This is a genomic window from Tabrizicola oligotrophica (genome assembly GCF_011008935.1).
Taxonomy (GTDB): Bacteria; Pseudomonadota; Alphaproteobacteria; order Rhodobacterales; family Rhodobacteraceae; genus Tabrizicola_A; species Tabrizicola_A oligotrophica.
In genome coordinates this window covers 61,932-75,419 of record NZ_JAAIVJ010000009.1, presented here as the reverse complement: position 1 = coordinate 75,419, position 13,488 = coordinate 61,932, and the positions used below count along the sequence as shown (strand labels likewise).

The 13,488-nt window shown below is 66.0% G+C and carries 15 protein-coding genes; 11 read left to right on the top strand and 4 right to left on the bottom strand.

Annotation, left to right across the window (positions count from 1 at the left end):
• Positions 1-54: 54 nt before the first annotated feature.
• Both gph and rpe read right to left on the bottom strand, forming a co-directional pair.
• On the bottom strand, positions 55-732 hold the full coding sequence (gene gph / locus G4Z14_RS14455) for a phosphoglycolate phosphatase (protein ID WP_321573054.1): 678 nt from the start codon (positions 730-732) through the stop codon (positions 55-57).
• Entirely contained in the window at positions 725-1,411 is a 687-nt protein-coding gene (gene rpe / locus G4Z14_RS14450) for a ribulose-phosphate 3-epimerase (protein ID WP_164626940.1), read from the bottom strand. The genes gph and rpe overlap by 8 nt, the downstream gene beginning before the upstream one ends.
• 124 nt (positions 1,412-1,535) lie before the next feature.
• On the opposite strand from rpe, the gene idi reads away from it, so the two are divergent.
• Positions 1,536-2,063 carry an isopentenyl-diphosphate Delta-isomerase gene (idi, locus tag G4Z14_RS14445; RefSeq protein WP_227751770.1) on the top strand — a complete coding sequence of 176 codons (528 nt, stop codon included), beginning with the start codon at positions 1,536-1,538 and terminating at the stop codon, positions 2,061-2,063.
• Positions 2,064-2,187: 124 nt separating this feature from the next.
• Here the strand turns inward: idi and G4Z14_RS14440 are convergent, their stop codons facing one another.
• Positions 2,188-3,294, bottom strand: a complete 1,107-nt coding sequence (locus G4Z14_RS14440; RefSeq protein ID WP_164626938.1) for a class II histone deacetylase — start codon at positions 3,292-3,294, stop codon at positions 2,188-2,190.
• Positions 3,295-3,503: 209 nt separating this feature from the next.
• On the opposite strand from G4Z14_RS14440, the gene G4Z14_RS14435 reads away from it, so the two are divergent.
• The 6 genes from G4Z14_RS14435 (at position 3,504) to G4Z14_RS14410 (ending at position 9,150) form a co-directional block, all read left to right on the top strand.
• The gene (locus tag G4Z14_RS14435) at positions 3,504-4,415 is read left to right on the top strand and encodes a lipid A-modifier LpxR family protein (protein ID WP_164626936.1); all 912 of its coding nucleotides are present in this window, start codon (positions 3,504-3,506) and stop codon (positions 4,413-4,415) included.
• A gap of 132 nt (positions 4,416-4,547) precedes the next feature.
• The gene (locus tag G4Z14_RS14430) at positions 4,548-5,612 is read left to right on the top strand and encodes a Hint domain-containing protein (RefSeq protein WP_164626934.1); all 1,065 of its coding nucleotides are present in this window, start codon (positions 4,548-4,550) and stop codon (positions 5,610-5,612) included.
• A 42-nt stretch (positions 5,613-5,654) separates the two neighbouring features.
• Positions 5,655-6,287 (top strand): imm11 family protein, encoded by a 633-nt coding sequence (locus G4Z14_RS14425; RefSeq protein ID WP_164626932.1) that lies wholly within the window; start codon positions 5,655-5,657, stop codon positions 6,285-6,287.
• A gap of 200 nt (positions 6,288-6,487) precedes the next feature.
• Positions 6,488-7,108, top strand: coding sequence for a 30S ribosomal protein S4 (gene rpsD / locus G4Z14_RS14420; RefSeq protein ID WP_164626930.1), 621 nt, complete (start codon positions 6,488-6,490; stop codon positions 7,106-7,108).
• 79 nt (positions 7,109-7,187) lie between these two features.
• Positions 7,188-7,724, top strand: coding sequence for a TIGR00645 family protein (locus tag G4Z14_RS14415; protein ID WP_164626928.1), 537 nt, complete (start codon positions 7,188-7,190; stop codon positions 7,722-7,724).
• A 52-nt stretch (positions 7,725-7,776) separates the two neighbouring features.
• Positions 7,777-9,150, top strand: coding sequence for a homospermidine synthase (locus tag G4Z14_RS14410; RefSeq protein WP_164627088.1), 1,374 nt, complete (start codon positions 7,777-7,779; stop codon positions 9,148-9,150).
• A 46-nt stretch (positions 9,151-9,196) separates the two neighbouring features.
• Here G4Z14_RS14410 and G4Z14_RS14405 read toward each other — a convergent pair whose 3' ends face one another.
• On the bottom strand, positions 9,197-9,478 hold the full coding sequence (locus tag G4Z14_RS14405; protein ID WP_227751759.1) for a DUF4242 domain-containing protein: 282 nt from the start codon (positions 9,476-9,478) through the stop codon (positions 9,197-9,199).
• A 121-nt stretch (positions 9,479-9,599) separates the two neighbouring features.
• On the opposite strand from G4Z14_RS14405, the gene G4Z14_RS14400 reads away from it, so the two are divergent.
• The 4 genes from G4Z14_RS14400 to G4Z14_RS14385 are packed head-to-tail and all read left to right on the top strand — an operon-like array spanning position 9,600 to position 13,474.
• Positions 9,600-10,538 carry a LysR family transcriptional regulator gene (locus G4Z14_RS14400; RefSeq protein WP_164626926.1) on the top strand — a complete coding sequence of 313 codons (939 nt, stop codon included), beginning with the start codon at positions 9,600-9,602 and terminating at the stop codon, positions 10,536-10,538.
• A gap of 26 nt (positions 10,539-10,564) precedes the next feature.
• A complete protein-coding gene (hisC, locus tag G4Z14_RS14395) occupies positions 10,565-11,650 on the top strand; it encodes a histidinol-phosphate transaminase (RefSeq protein WP_164626924.1) in 1,086 nt (361 codons plus the stop codon).
• Positions 11,647-12,597 carry a prephenate/arogenate dehydrogenase family protein gene (locus tag G4Z14_RS14390; RefSeq protein ID WP_164626922.1) on the top strand — a complete coding sequence of 317 codons (951 nt, stop codon included), beginning with the start codon at positions 11,647-11,649 and terminating at the stop codon, positions 12,595-12,597. The genes hisC and G4Z14_RS14390 overlap by 4 nt, the downstream gene beginning before the upstream one ends.
• A gap of 4 nt (positions 12,598-12,601) precedes the next feature.
• Positions 12,602-13,474, top strand: a complete 873-nt coding sequence (locus G4Z14_RS14385) for an extensin-like domain-containing protein (RefSeq protein WP_164626920.1) — start codon at positions 12,602-12,604, stop codon at positions 13,472-13,474.
• The last annotated feature ends 14 nt before the right edge of the window (positions 13,475-13,488 follow it).

Genomic DNA, 13,488 nt, shown 5'->3' with positions numbered 1-13,488 from the left:
CGCGGCAGGCGCGGTGCCGTGGATATTTGGGCCAGTATGAAAGGCAGGGCGCTGTCAGAGGAGATCGGTGACGAGGCGGGGCAGGTGCGACCAATCGGCAAAGGCGGCGGTGTGGGCGATGCGGTCAACCGGCGACTTGCGGTAGCCTTCGGTGAACAGGAGGAATGGCACCCGGGCCGCGGCGGCGGTGTCGGCGTCGACCTCGCTGTCGCCGACGAAGATCACCTTGCGGCGGTCGAGCGCACGGGCGGTGGCGTGCAGGTGCTCCGGATCGGGCTTGCGCAGGGGCAGGCTGTCGCCGCCGAGGATGGCGGCGAAATGCCGGGTCAGGCCGAGGTGATCCATCACCGCGCGGGCGGGGGCGAGCGGTTTGTTGGTGCAAAGCCCCAGCGCCGCGCCGTCGCCTGCGAGACGTTCCAGCGCCGGCAACACGCCGGGGTAGGGCCGGGTCTGGCTGTGGGCGGTGAGGTATTCGGCTTCGAACCGGGCGATGGTGGGGGCAAGCAGCGGCCCGGCCGGGTCTTGCCCGTGGTGTTCCAGCAGCCGGGCGACGAGGTTCGGCACGCCCTTGCCGACATAGGCCTGCACCTCGGCGCGGCTGAGCGCGGCATGGCCCATCTCGCCCATCACCCGGTTGGCGGTGGCGTGGATGTCGGCGGCGGAATCGATCAGCGTGCCGTCGAGGTCGAAGATGACGGCAACCGTATCAAGCCGCGGCAGGGGGTCAGCCACGCGCGGCCTCGGCCGCAGCGCGGATGGCGCGGATGTTCTGGCCGTAAGCGCCGGGGTTGGCGACCGAGCCGCCCTTGAACACCGCCGATCCGGCCACCAGCACATCGGCGCCGGCGGCAGCGACGAGGGGGGCCGTCACCGGGTCTACCCCGCCGTCGATCTCGATATGGATCGGGCGGTCGCCGATCATGCTGCGCAACTGGCGCACCTTGGCGGTCATGTCGATGAACTTCTGCCCGCCAAAGCCGGGGTTCACCGTCATCACGCAGACCAGATCGGTGAGGTCGAGAAGATGGGCCACCGCCTCGGCCGGAGTGCCGGGGTTGAGCGCGATGCCGGCCTTCATGCCCGCGCCGCGGATGGCTTGCAGCGTGCGGTGCGAATGCGGTCCGGCTTCGACATGGGCGGTCAGGATATCGGCGCCGGCACGTGCGAAGGCCTCGATATAGGGGTCGACCGGGGCGATCATGATATGGACGTCCATCACCGTCTTGACATGCTTGCGGAAGGCGGCAACGGCGGGCGGGCCGAAGGTGATGTTCGGCACGAAATGGCCGTCCATCACGTCGACATGCACCCAATCGGCGCCCTCCGCCTCGATGGCCTGAATTTCGCGGCCGAAATCGGCGAAATCGGCCGAGAGGATCGAAGGGGCGATCTTGATGGAACGGTCGAACATGGGGGCCTCCGCTGCCGCTGTCGGGGGCAGGTAGCGCGGGGGGCGGGGGATTGGCAAGGGTTGATCGCGCGGGGCGTTGTGGGTAAGGGGCTGCAAGGGTCAGACAGGTGCGGCGCGGATGGTGATGGATGAGATGATCCCGGCCTGGGTGGAGGGGCAACTGGCCCCGGTCGAGAAGCTGGCGGTGCATCTTCGCGGCCTGCGCCACAAGGCGGTGTCGGTCTTCGTGCTGTCGGAGCGCGGCATCCTGATCCAGCAGCGCGCCTTGGCCAAATACCACACGCCGGGGCTTTGGGCGAACACCTGCTGCACGCATCCCCGCTGGGGCGAGGCGGACGCGGAGTGCGCAGCGCGCCGGCTGCGCGAGGAGTTGGGGATCGTCGGGCTTCATTTGCAGGCTGCGGGCAGGGTGGAATACCGCGCCGAAGTCGGCGGCGGCATGGTGGAGCATGAGGAGGTGGCGCTGTTTCGCGCCGTGGCCCCGGCCGATCTGGCGCTGCGGCTGAACGCTGACGAGGTGATGGCGGCGCGCTGGGTGGAACTTGCCGCGCTGCAGGCCGAGATTGCCGCCGCGCCCGAGGCGTTTACCCCGTGGCTGCGGATCTATCTGGCGGATCATTCGCGGCAGATTCTCGGCCCGGTCGGCGGCTGAACCCGGCGGGAGCGCTCCGCGCGGGGATATTTAGGCCAGTATGAAAGGCCGGGAGAGATTTATCTTTTCCAACCCGTCGTGCTGCGTCTGGCGCCGAGATGGTTCTGGACTTGCAGAAAAGCGATTATCCGAAAACCGCCTTCGCCTGTGCCTCGAGCCGCGCGCGCTGGAAGGCGATCATGTCGGCGGGGGGTTGCTGGGCGTGGATGATGTCGAACATCGGGTCGATGACATCGGTCTTTTCGCCCAACAGGGTTTCGACGATGGCAAGGCCGCAGAACGGGACCATGAGTTCGGAATAGCCGCCCTCGTGGACGCAAAGCAACTTGCCGTCGCAGAGCTCTGCCGCCAGCGCCTTGATGCGGGTCGCCATGGCGCGAAAGGTTTCGGCATGGGCCAGCATGCGGGCGAGGGGGTCGACGCCGTTGGCATCAAGGCCCGAGGCGACGACGATCAGCTCGGGCCTGTAGGCGCGCAGGGCGGGGGCGACCAGCAGGTCGAAGGCGTCGAGATAGGCCTGATGGCCGCCGCCGGGCAGGAGCGGGATGTTCAGATTGCAGCCCAGACCCTTGCCGGCGCCGCGGTCGGCGGCGGCCCCCTTGTCGAGCGGGAAGCAGGCTTCCTGATGCAGCGAGATGGTCAGCGTGTCGTCGCGGTCGTAGAACACCGCCTCGGTGCCGTTGCCGTGATGCACGTCCCAATCCACCACCGCCACCCGCAGCGCGCCATGGGCGGCGCGGGCGGCCTCGAGCGCGATCGGGATGTTGGCCAGCAGGCAAAAGCCCATCGAGGCTTCGGACAGGCAATGATGGCCCGGCGGGCGCGACAGCACATAGCCGTTCGAGACCGCGCCGGTCAGCACATCCTGCACGCCCTGTTTCACCAAGCCCGCCGAGACGGTGGCGATTTCGTAAGATCCCCGGCCGAAGGGCGAGTAATAGCCGGCGTTGCCACCGCCCGCGTCGGAGACATCCTTGAATTTCTTCAGATAGTCCTCGCTGTGAACGCGCAGCATGTCCTCGGTCGTCACCGGGGCGGCATCGCGGACGGCCAGTTTCTTCCAAAGCCCCGAAACCTCCAGCAGGTTCTTGAACCGCCGCTTGGTTTCCGGGCTTTCGGCATGACCGGCGCCGGCGGGCGGCTGGACATAGCCCCCGACCGGGATGATGAGCGCATGTTCCCCGGTGGTGTGCCACAGGCAGCGTTCGTCGTGATAGAAGGCGGTGGTCATGGCGCGTCTCCCTCTGCCGGTGGCCCCACTGTTTCGCAGGGCCGCGCGCCGCGCCATAGTGCAGATGCACCATGCAGGCGGCTGCAGCGGGCGCGGCGTGGCATATCGGAAACAGCCGGTCCGTCCATAATTTCAACACAGTGGCGGGCGAGGTTCATGCGGATTATGGTCACCTTCGGCTGGGGGGCCTGGGCAGAAGGATTCGCGGGATGTTCAAAAGGCTCCTCTTGGCCGCCGTTCTGGCGGTGTCGGCGACGGGTGTGGCGGCGGAGGGCCGGGTGACGCTGGGCTGGGGCCGCATCTTCACCAATGACCAGATCGGCGACAGCAAGGACCGCTGGCGCTCGGGGTCCTACACGGTCAGCCGGGTGCGCGGGCCGTCATGGCACGGCTACGAGGCGCTGGCCTTTGGCGATCTGCTGGAGTTTCGCGGCCATGCGGCGGTGATCGCGCCGGACAACCTGACGGCGCCGGCAGTCGGAGACCGGCGCTATGCCGGGCTGTTGAGCCTTGGGATGAACACCCATTTCGGCTGGAAGGCGGCAGAGGTCGGGCTGGGCGCCGAACTGGCGATGACCGGCCCGCGCACCGGCATCGGCAGCTTTCAACGCTGGTTCCACGAGCTTGCCGGCATGGTGCCGCCCTCGGCCGGGACCCTTGGAAACCAGATCGGCAACCACCTGTATCCCGGTCTGAATGCCGAGATCGGGCGCAGCTACGATCTGGGCGGCCTGCGGGCCCGGCCCTTTGCCGAAGCGCGGGTCGGGGTGGAAAGCCTGGTCAGGGTCGGGGCGGATTTCACCTTTGGCGCGCTTGGCCGCGATGATCTGATGCTGCGCGATGTGACCACCGGCCTGCGCTATCGCGGGGTCGCGGGCCGTCGGGACGAGGGTCTCAGCCTGACTGTCGGCGGCGATCTGGCGCATGTCTTCGACACCGCACTCTTGCCGTCGGGCGGGGCGGCAGTGGCCGAGGATGCGCGCTATCGCCTGCGCGCGGGGGTGCAATGGCAAGGCAAGCGCGCCGCGGCTTTTTATGGCGTGAGCTACCTGTCGCGGGAATTCACCGGCCAGCCCGAAGGCCAGCTGGTCGGGGCGCTCAGCCTGAACCTGCGGTTCTGAACTGATGTACAATATGGCAGGTGTTGCCCGTTTGCTCTAGCCAAGGGCCGGGGCAGTTGTTAACTTTTGCTCACAAGCGGCGGAAAAAGCCGCGAAAAATGAAAACAAGAAGAACGAGCAGGCATACAGGCAATGAAGACGGGCTCTTTGGGCACGTTCGTCATCTCCTGGTCTCAGACGGAAGTGGACGGCCTCAGGGCCGCGCCTTTGGATGTTCTCGCGGTCGGCACCACCTGGCGCTGGACGGGGGCGGCGGTGCGCGTGGACGGGCCGCAGGGGGTGTTGCTTCTGGAAGGGGCCGAGGGGGCTGCGGACATACGCAAGCGGGCGGCGCGCATGGTGCGCCGATTGGTTGGCGTTGCGGTCGGTGGCGAGGGGGATGCGGACCGCGACGAGGTGGAAATCCTTCCTGAACAAGGGTTTATCGTCACTGACGGCCATCAGAGCTATGCCGTGACACTTATCCCGGTGCCCGATACCGGGGCGCGGCTCCTGATGCTGGTGGGCGACCTGCCGCCGGTGGATCAGGATCTGTGGGTGGTGCGTACCTCGATCGACCGCACCCATTCCGGCGCGGGCGCGCGCACGGCGGGCGGGGTGATCTGCTTTACGCCCGACACCAGGCTGGCCACGCCGGACGGGCCGCGCCTGATCCGCGACCTGCGCCCCGGCGACCGGATCGCCACCCGCGACAACGGCCCGCAAGAGGTGCTGTGGTGCGGCCACCGCCGCATGACGGGCGCGCGGCTTTATGCCATGCCGCATCTGCGCCCGGTGCGGTTCAAGGCGGGGGCGCTGGGGATCGGCCGGCCGGATGAGGATCTGCTGGTCTCGCCGCAGCACCGGATGCTGCTCAGGGGAGCCGCCGCGCAGGCCCTGTTCGACACGCCCGAGGTGCTGGTGGCGGCTGAGGATCTGGTCAACGACCAGACGGTGATCGTCGATCACATGCTGCGCGAGGTGACCTATGTGCATATCCTGCTGGAGCGGCACAACGTGATCTGGGCCAACGGGCTGGAATCGGAAAGTTTCCACCCGTCGAACACCGCGCTCGATACAGTGGATCCGGGGCAGTTGGGCGGCCTGTTGCAGCTTTTGCCGGAGGTGGAGGCCAATCCGCACAGCTATGGCGACTATGCGCGGCGCAACCTGTCGGCCTCCGAGGCGGCGATCCTGCGTTATGAAATGGCGCATTAATCCGGGCTTTCCCAGTTAGCCACGCCGCAATGGAAGCAGATATTGGCGATCTTCCACCTGAAAAGTTCTTATGTAGAGTCCCATCGTTTCGGTGTTCATATCTGGCCGCCTGATGGCAAGCGAACCATAGACGAAGATGCCGAAATCTTCTCGTCCGTGCCCAGCCTGAATGGCGCGCGCGCCTTGAACGACGCCGAGGTTTCATTGCTTTTGCGCAGCAAGGTCGTGGTGCAGCATAAGCGGAAAAAGCCGCTGCACATCGCGGGCATTCATGAAAACCTTTTGATTGTCAGTCAGCAAATATCTGATCTGATTGCAGAAATGTCCCCCGGCCTGCACCAGATCATGCCTTTGACGAATCTGTGGTATGTGGGCGAAAAAGAACCCGCACCGGGCCTTTTCTGTGCGGTTCTCATCCTTGACTACGCCCATACCGTTGATCTTGACCGCGCCGACGTGCAGCGCCACTACATCGAACATCTGGGCCAAACCGCGATCTGGCTGTCATCAATCTTCCCCGAAACCTGCATCATCCGGGCCGCAACCGGACAGGGCCGCCACATCTGGGCCGACAATCCGACGGGGGCCGTGTTCTGCTCGGACGCCTTTCGCAAACGGGTTCTTGCCTTGCCCGGCCTGCCCGGGGCCGACTTTGCCGGTTGCACGGAAACCTGACCCATAGCTGCCCGCAGCAAATGCAAAACCGTGGGCCGGTGGGTGTTGACACCACCTTTGCCCCCTGTATAAGCCGCCCCACTGTTCCCGGAAGCAATTCCGGGGCTTTTCGTTGGTGTTGGTGGCCCCCGCAAGGGGATGCCTGTCGGGTTTTCGGACCAAAGGACAACGCCCTTCATGTCTAACGAAGGAGATCAGCCGTGACCAAACGCACGTCTGCCAAGTACAAAATTGATCGCCGCATGGGCGAAAACATCTGGGGCCGCGCCAAGTCGCCGGTCAACAAGCGCGAATATGGCCCCGGCCAGCACGGCCAGCGCCGCAAGAACAAGCTGTCGGACTTCGGTACCCAGCTGCGCGCCAAGCAGAAGCTCAAGGGCTACTATGGCGACCTGACTGAAAAGCAGTTCCGCAAGATCTATGGCGAAGCCGAGCGTGTGCGCGGCGACACCGGCGAGATGCTGATCGGCCTGCTGGAGCGCCGTCTGGATGCGGTGGTCTACCGCGCCAAGCTGGTCCCGACGATTTTCGCCGCCCGCCAGTTCGTCAACCACGGCCACGTCTCGGTCAACGGCAAGCGCGTGAACATCGCCTCCTACCGTGTGAAGGAAGGCGACGTCGTCGAAGTCCGTGAAAAGTCGAAGCAACTGGCGATCGTGATCGAGGCGCTGGCCTCGGGCGAGCGTGACATTCCGGACTATCTGGAAGTCGACGCCGGCAAGAAGGTCGTCAAGTTCGTCCGTACCCCGGGCCTGTCGGATGTGCCCTATCCGGTGCAGATGGAACCGAACCTGATCGTCGAATACTACGCCAAGAACTAAGGCGTTCTGCGCGCAAGCGCAGCTCAGCTTCGGGGGCCGCGCCGCAAGGTCGCGGCCCTTTTACATTCCAGAGGATACCATGGCCGAAAAACCCAGCCTTGAAGCCAGATTCGAACGCGGATTGTTCGCCAGCCGCTGGCTGATGGCACCGATGTATCTGGGGCTGGTCGTCAGCCTTGCAATGCTTCTGGTCATCTTCCTGAAAGAGCTGGCCTATTACGCGCCGAAGGCCTTCAGCCTGACCGCCGATCAGGGCATTCTTGCCGTGCTGACGCTGATCGACCTGTCGCTGGCGGCCAATCTGCTCTTGATCGTGCTGTTCTCGGGCTATGAGAACTTCGTCTCCAAGCTGGAAATCGGCGAGACCGCCGACCGGCCCGACTGGATGGGCACGGTGGATTTCTCGGGGCTGAAGATGAAGCTCATCGCCTCGATCGTGGCGATTTCCGGGATTCACCTGCTCAAGGTGTTCATGGCGCTGGGCAAGGGCGAGGCGGCCAATGCCCCCGGCACCGACACGCTGCGCTGGATGGTCGTCATCCATCTGACCTTCGTCATTTCCGGCGTCCTCTTGGCGCTGATGGACTGGCTCACCGCCAGGACCGACAAACATTAGGAGTTCGATCTTGACCTACACCGTTCACGCCCGCATCGACGGCCCTCTGGTGATGATCGGCTTCGGCTCCATCGGGCGCGGCACCTTGCCGCTGATCGAGCGCCACATCGGTTTTGACCGCGAGGCCTTCACCGTCATCGAGCCTTCGTCCGAATTCGCCCATATCCTGCGCGACCATGGCATCCGCCATCTGCCGCTGGCCCTGACGCCCGAGAATTACGAGGCGACGCTGCGCGGGCTGTTCCCGGCGGGCAAGGGCATGGTGGTGAACCTGTCGGTCGACGTGGATTCCATCCTGCTGATGGAACTCTGCGCGACCCTTGGCGTGCAGTACATCGACACCGTGGTCGAACCCTGGCCGGGGTTCTACTTCGGCTCGACCCTGCCCAATGCCGAGCGCACCAACTACCCGCTGCGCGAGAAGGTGCGGGATCTGGGCCGCGCCCATGTCGGCGGACCGACGGCGGTGTCGTGCTGCGGCGCGAACCCCGGCATGGTGAGCTGGCTCTTGAAAGAGGCGCTCTTGAAGCTGGCCGAGGATACCGACGTTGCGGCCGCACCGGCCTCGCGCGAGGACTGGGCACAACTGGCCATGACGCTTGGCGTCAAGGGCGTGCATGTGGCCGAGCGCGACACGCAGGTTTCGGCCAAGGCCAAGCCGCAGGGCGTTTTCGTCAACACCTGGTCGGTGGACGGCCTGTTGTCCGAGGGCTATCAGCCGGCCGAGTTGGGCTGGGGCACGCATGAAAAGAAGCTGCCGCCGCACGGCCATGCCTTCACCCATGGCGCAGGCTATGCGATCTGGATCGACCGGCCCGGCGCCGATACCCGGGTGCGGTCATGGTGCCCCGGCGTCGGCCCGCAGTTCGGCTATGTCGTGACCCACAATGAATCGCTGTCGATCCCGGATTACTACACGGTCCGGGACGGCGAGCGGGCAATCTACCGGCCGACCTGCCATTATGCCTATCATCCCTGCAACGATGCGGTCCTCAGCCTGCACGAGATCAACGGCGCAGGCCAACTGCCGGAAAGCAAACACATTCTGACGGCGGACGAGATCGTCTCGGGCGGCGATGATCTGGGCGTGTTCCTGTATGGTCACGCCAAGGGCGCCATGTGGTACGGCTCGCGCCTGACCATCGACGAGGCGCGCAATCTGGCGCCCTATCAGAACGCCACCGGCATGCAGGTGACCTCTGCCGTGCTGGCGGCCATGGTCTGGGTGGCGGAAAACCCGCATGCGGGCTGGGTCGAGGCCGACGAGATGGACCACGAGCGCTGCCTGCAGGTGCAGCGCCCCTATCTGGGCCGGATCGAGTGCCATTACACCGACTGGACCCCCGTGCAGCACCGCATCAACAGCTTTGCCGAAGACCGCGACGACGAGGACCCCTGGCAGTTCACCAACTTCCTGGCGGTCTGACGGTTCGGGCCACCCCCGGCCCGAACCGTTTTGCAGGTTGGGACGGTCAGTTGTTGGCCGTCGTCGGGTCGATGATGATCGGGATTTCGGTGATCTTCGTTGCCGGGAACCCGCTCAGCCGGGCGTGGTCACGCACCGCGTCCTCGTCCTCGGCGAGATAGATGCAAAAGGTCTTGTCCGCCGCGACATAGCTGTGATTCCACTGCACGCGCGGCGCAAGCTGGGCCAGCGCCTGGTTCGAGGCCCGCGCCGCGCCGCAGAGTTCGGTCAGCGACATGGCTCCCATGCCGGGAACCTCGCGTTCGATGATGTATCGCTTCATGGGCATTGCAAGTCTCCTATCCGAAGGGTGGAACGTGCCGGCCAGCAGCAAAAGCCTGAACCCGTTGCGGCCATGGCGCAATCCAGTTGTTCTTTACCGACATAAAGAAAATCTTTAGACTGCAGCCATGAGCCGCGTTGTCTACCTGAACGCCCTGCAAGCCCTTGACGCGGCGCTGCGGCACCGCTCGATGCGGGGTGCGGCCGATGAGCTGGGCATCACCGCCGCTGCCGTGGGCCAGCGCATCCGCGCGCTGGAGGAGTTCACCGGCACAAGGCTTCTTGACCGCGGCAATGCCGGCGTAGTGCCGACCGCGGCATCGGCCGGGGTGGCCCAAGCGCTGCGCCGGGCCTTTGCCGAGCTGGATCAGGTGGCGATGCGGCTCAATCTGGACCGCGATACGCAGGTGCGCATCGCTTGCGACGCCGATTTCCTGGCGCTCTGGCTCAGACCCCGCCTCGCCGCGTTCGAGATGCAGTTTCCGGCGATCCGGCTGGCCTTCCTGTCCCCTGCCGACCCGGCCCCGCCGGATCTGACGCTGCGGGCCGGGGGCGCCGGGGCCTTGCTGATGCCGGACTGGATGCTGCCGCTCGGCTCGTCTGAAAACCTGCCGCGGATGGGGCGCGGTCCCTCGCCGCTGCCGCTGGAGGGCATGCCGCTCTTGCATGTCGAACCCGTCGCGGCAGCCCGGGCGGAACTGGGCTGGCCCGAGTGGCTGGCGCGTCATCCGCTGCGCCGGGACGGGGCGCAGCGCGGCTTTCGCTTTGGCTGCTGGTCCGATGCGCTGAACCTTGCGACGGCGCATATCGGATTTGCCCTTGTGCCGCTTGCCTTGGCGCGCGGCGCACTGGAGCGTGGCGACATTCACCCGATGTTCCCCGAAACGCCGCTGTTGCCGGCCCGCAACCCCTGGATGTTGCAGGAACATCCCCGCCCGCGCCCCAGGCCGCACGTCGGGCATTTCCTTGACTGGCTGCGCGGGGCGGTGGCCGTCTATCTGGCATCCTTGCCACCCCCCGGCGCGGATGGCGAATTGGCGATGGAAACTGGCGGGCGCTCCCGCTAGAACCCAGCCAGAGACGAGGGAATCCGATGAACGATCATATCCGCCCGCAGCCCGGCATCCTGGACATTGCGCTTTACGAAGGCGGCAAGGCCTCGGTCGCGGGGGTGTCGAACGTGGTCAAGCTGTCGTCGAACGAGAACCCCTTCGGCCCGTCGGACCGGGCCAAGGACGCGTTCCAGCGGTCGGTGCATCAGCTGCACCGCTACCCCTCGACCGATCACGCCTCCCTGCGCGAGGCGATTGCCGATACGCACGGTCTTGATGCGGCCCGCATCATCTGCGGTGTCGGCTCGGACGAGATCATCCATTTCCTCTGTCAGGCCTATGCCGGGCCGAAGGATGAGGTGGTCTATACCGAACACGGCTTCCTGATGTATCGCATCTCGGCCATGGCCGCCGGGGCGACCCCGGTCGAGGTGGCGGAACGCGACCGCACCACCGATGTCGACGCCATCCTGCGCGCCTGCAATCGCCGCACGAAGCTGGTGTTCATCGCCAACCCCAACAACCCGACCGGCACGATGATTTCGGCCGCCGAGGTGGAGCGTCTGGCCGCCGGCCTGCCGCCGCAGGCCATTCTGGTGCTGGACGGGGCTTACGCCGAATATGTCGAGGGCTTTGACGCCGGTGCCGCGCTGATCGAGGCGCGCGACAATGTGGTGATGACCCGCACCTTCTCCAAGATCTACGGTCTGGGCGGTTTGCGGATCGGCTGGGGCTATGGCCCGAAGCATATCATCGACGTCTTGAACCGCATCCGCGGTCCGTTCAACCTGTCGAACACCCAGCTGGACGTGGCCGAAGCCGCCGTCCGCGATCAGGATTATGTGGCGAAATGCCGGGCCGACAATGCCCGGATGCGGCACTGGCTGGCCGAGGCGCTGGCCGAGCTGGGCGTGCCTTCGGACACCTCGATGGCGAATTTCATCCTTGCCCGCTTCGCCTCGGTCGATGAGGCCGAAGCCTGCGACAAGTTCCTGCAAAGCCAGGGCCTTATCGTGCGCCGCGTGGCCAGCTACAACCTGCCCAACTGCCTGCGCATCACCATCGGCGACGAAGCCTCGTGCCGGCGGGTGGCCCATGCCATCGGCCAGTTCAAGGGGGTACGATGACGAAGCCGATCTATGCCCCACCAATCTATGACCGCGTGGCGCTGATCGGGCTGGGCCTGATTGCGTCTTCCATGGCCCATGCCATGAAGCAATCCGGCCTTGCGGGCGAGATCGTCGGCTATGCCAAGACCGAGGACACCCGCCGGGTCGCCGTGGAAATCGGCATCTGCGACCGGGTGTTCGGCTCGGCCGCCGAGGCAGTGCAGGGCGCCGATCTGGTGGTGCTGGCTGTGCCGGTCGGCGCCATGGCCGAGATCGCCGCCGAGATCGGCCCGCACCTGTCGCAGGGCGCCTGTGTCACCGATGTCGGCTCGGTCAAGCAGGCCGTGGTCGATGCCGTCGCCCCGCATATTCCGGCGGGGGTGCATTTCATCCCCGGCCATCCGATTGCCGGCACCGAGCATTCCGGGCCGCGCTCGGGCTTTGCCACGCTGTTCCAGAACCGCTGGTGGCTGCTGACCCCGATGCCCGACAGCGACCCCAAGGCGGTGGCCCGCCTGCGCCGCCTGTGCGAAGCGATGGGGGCCAATGTCGATGAAATGGACGTGCCGCACCATGACCTCGTGCTGGCGGTCACCTCGCACACGCCGCACCTGATTGCCTATACGATGGTGGGCGTGGCCGAACACATGCGCCGGGTGTCGAACTCGGAGATCATCAAGTATTCCGCCGGGGGCTTCCGCGACCTGACCCGGATTGCGGCCTCGGACCCGACGATGTGGCGCGATGTGTTCCTGACCAACAAGGAGGCGGTGCTGGATATTCTCGGCCGCTTCACCGAGGAGCTTTTCATGCTGCAGCGCGCGATTCGCATGGGCGACGGTGAGCAGCTGCACGCCTATTTCACCCGCACCCGCGCCATCCGCCGTGGCATCATTGAAGCGGGTCAGGACACCGCCGCGCCGGACTTTGGCCGCGCGGCTCCGGCGGCCAAGCCGGGGGAATAACCCGGTGCGCGGGCTGGCGCTGTGCCTTGCGCTCAGCCTTGCAGGGCAGGGCGCAGGGGCCGAGGCCCCGGCAACATCACCCCGCCCGATGCCGCGGCTTCAGCTTGCCGCACCCGACATCACGCCCGACCCCCCGGTCCCCGAGCCGCAAGGCCAGTCGCCGGTCCGCCCGAAGCGCCGCCCTGATCTGTCGCCGCCTGCGGCCGAAGTCGTCCTGACTGTGCCGGTTGCAGCTGAACCCGCGCCCCTGCGCCCCAGACGCCGCCCCGATGGGCTGAACGCCAGTTTTGCCGCCCCCTTGGCCGAAGCCGGCCAGGGCACGGGCAAGACGAAGGACAAGGCGAAGGACAAGACGAAAGACAAGGCGACGCAGAAAGGATCGGTCTGCGGCGACCCGGAAATCAAGGGCGAGGTGCTGGCCGCGATCAAGGGCAAGGTCAAGGGCTGCGGCATCGAGGCGCCGGTGCGCGTCACCGCGATTTCCGGCATCCGGCTGAACCAGCCCGCGACCATCAGCTGCGAAACGGCGACGGCCTTCAAGACCTGGATCGAACAGGGCATGCGCCCGGCCATGGGCAAGCGCGAGGTGGTCGAGATCCGTATTGCGGCCAGCTACATCTGCCGCCCCCGCAACAACAAGAAAGGGGCGAAGATCAGCGAACACGGCCGCGGCCGCGCGCTGGACGTGGCGGGATTCGTGTTTTCCGACGGCACGCAATGGTCGGTGGCGCGCGACTACAACAGCCAGACCCGCAAGGCCCACAAGGCGGCCTGCGGCATCTTCGGCACCACGCTGGGACCGGGATCAGACGGCTATCACGAGGATCATCTGCACTTCGACATCGCCGGCTATCGCAGCGGGCCTTACTGCAAGTAGGATGTCTTGCGCCA

What these genes read in the sequence shown, in the direction of transcription:
- G4Z14_RS14405 (WP_227751759.1), bottom strand. Translation starts at nt 9,478, where the DNA reads ATGCCCATGAAGCGATACATCATCGAACGCGAGGTTCCCGGCATGGGA.
- G4Z14_RS14430 (WP_164626934.1), top strand. Translation starts at nt 4,548, where the DNA reads ATGAAGACGGGCTCTTTGGGCACGTTCGTCATCTCCTGGTCTCAGACG.
- G4Z14_RS14410 (WP_164627088.1), top strand. Translation starts at nt 7,777, where the DNA reads ATGATCGGCTTCGGCTCCATCGGGCGCGGCACCTTGCCGCTGATCGAG.
- G4Z14_RS14400 (WP_164626926.1), top strand. Translation starts at nt 9,600, where the DNA reads ATGAGCCGCGTTGTCTACCTGAACGCCCTGCAAGCCCTTGACGCGGCG.
- G4Z14_RS14440 (WP_164626938.1), bottom strand. Translation starts at nt 3,294, where the DNA reads ATGACCACCGCCTTCTATCACGACGAACGCTGCCTGTGGCACACCACC.
- G4Z14_RS14435 (WP_164626936.1), top strand. Translation starts at nt 3,504, where the DNA reads ATGTTCAAAAGGCTCCTCTTGGCCGCCGTTCTGGCGGTGTCGGCGACG.
- G4Z14_RS14415 (WP_164626928.1), top strand. Translation starts at nt 7,188, where the DNA reads ATGGCCGAAAAACCCAGCCTTGAAGCCAGATTCGAACGCGGATTGTTC.
- hisC (WP_164626924.1), top strand. Translation starts at nt 10,565, where the DNA reads ATGAACGATCATATCCGCCCGCAGCCCGGCATCCTGGACATTGCGCTT.
- G4Z14_RS14390 (WP_164626922.1), top strand. Translation starts at nt 11,647, where the DNA reads ATGACGAAGCCGATCTATGCCCCACCAATCTATGACCGCGTGGCGCTG.
- rpe (WP_164626940.1), bottom strand. Translation starts at nt 1,411, where the DNA reads ATGTTCGACCGTTCCATCAAGATCGCCCCTTCGATCCTCTCGGCCGAT.
- idi (WP_227751770.1), top strand. Translation starts at nt 1,536, where the DNA reads ATGGATGAGATGATCCCGGCCTGGGTGGAGGGGCAACTGGCCCCGGTC.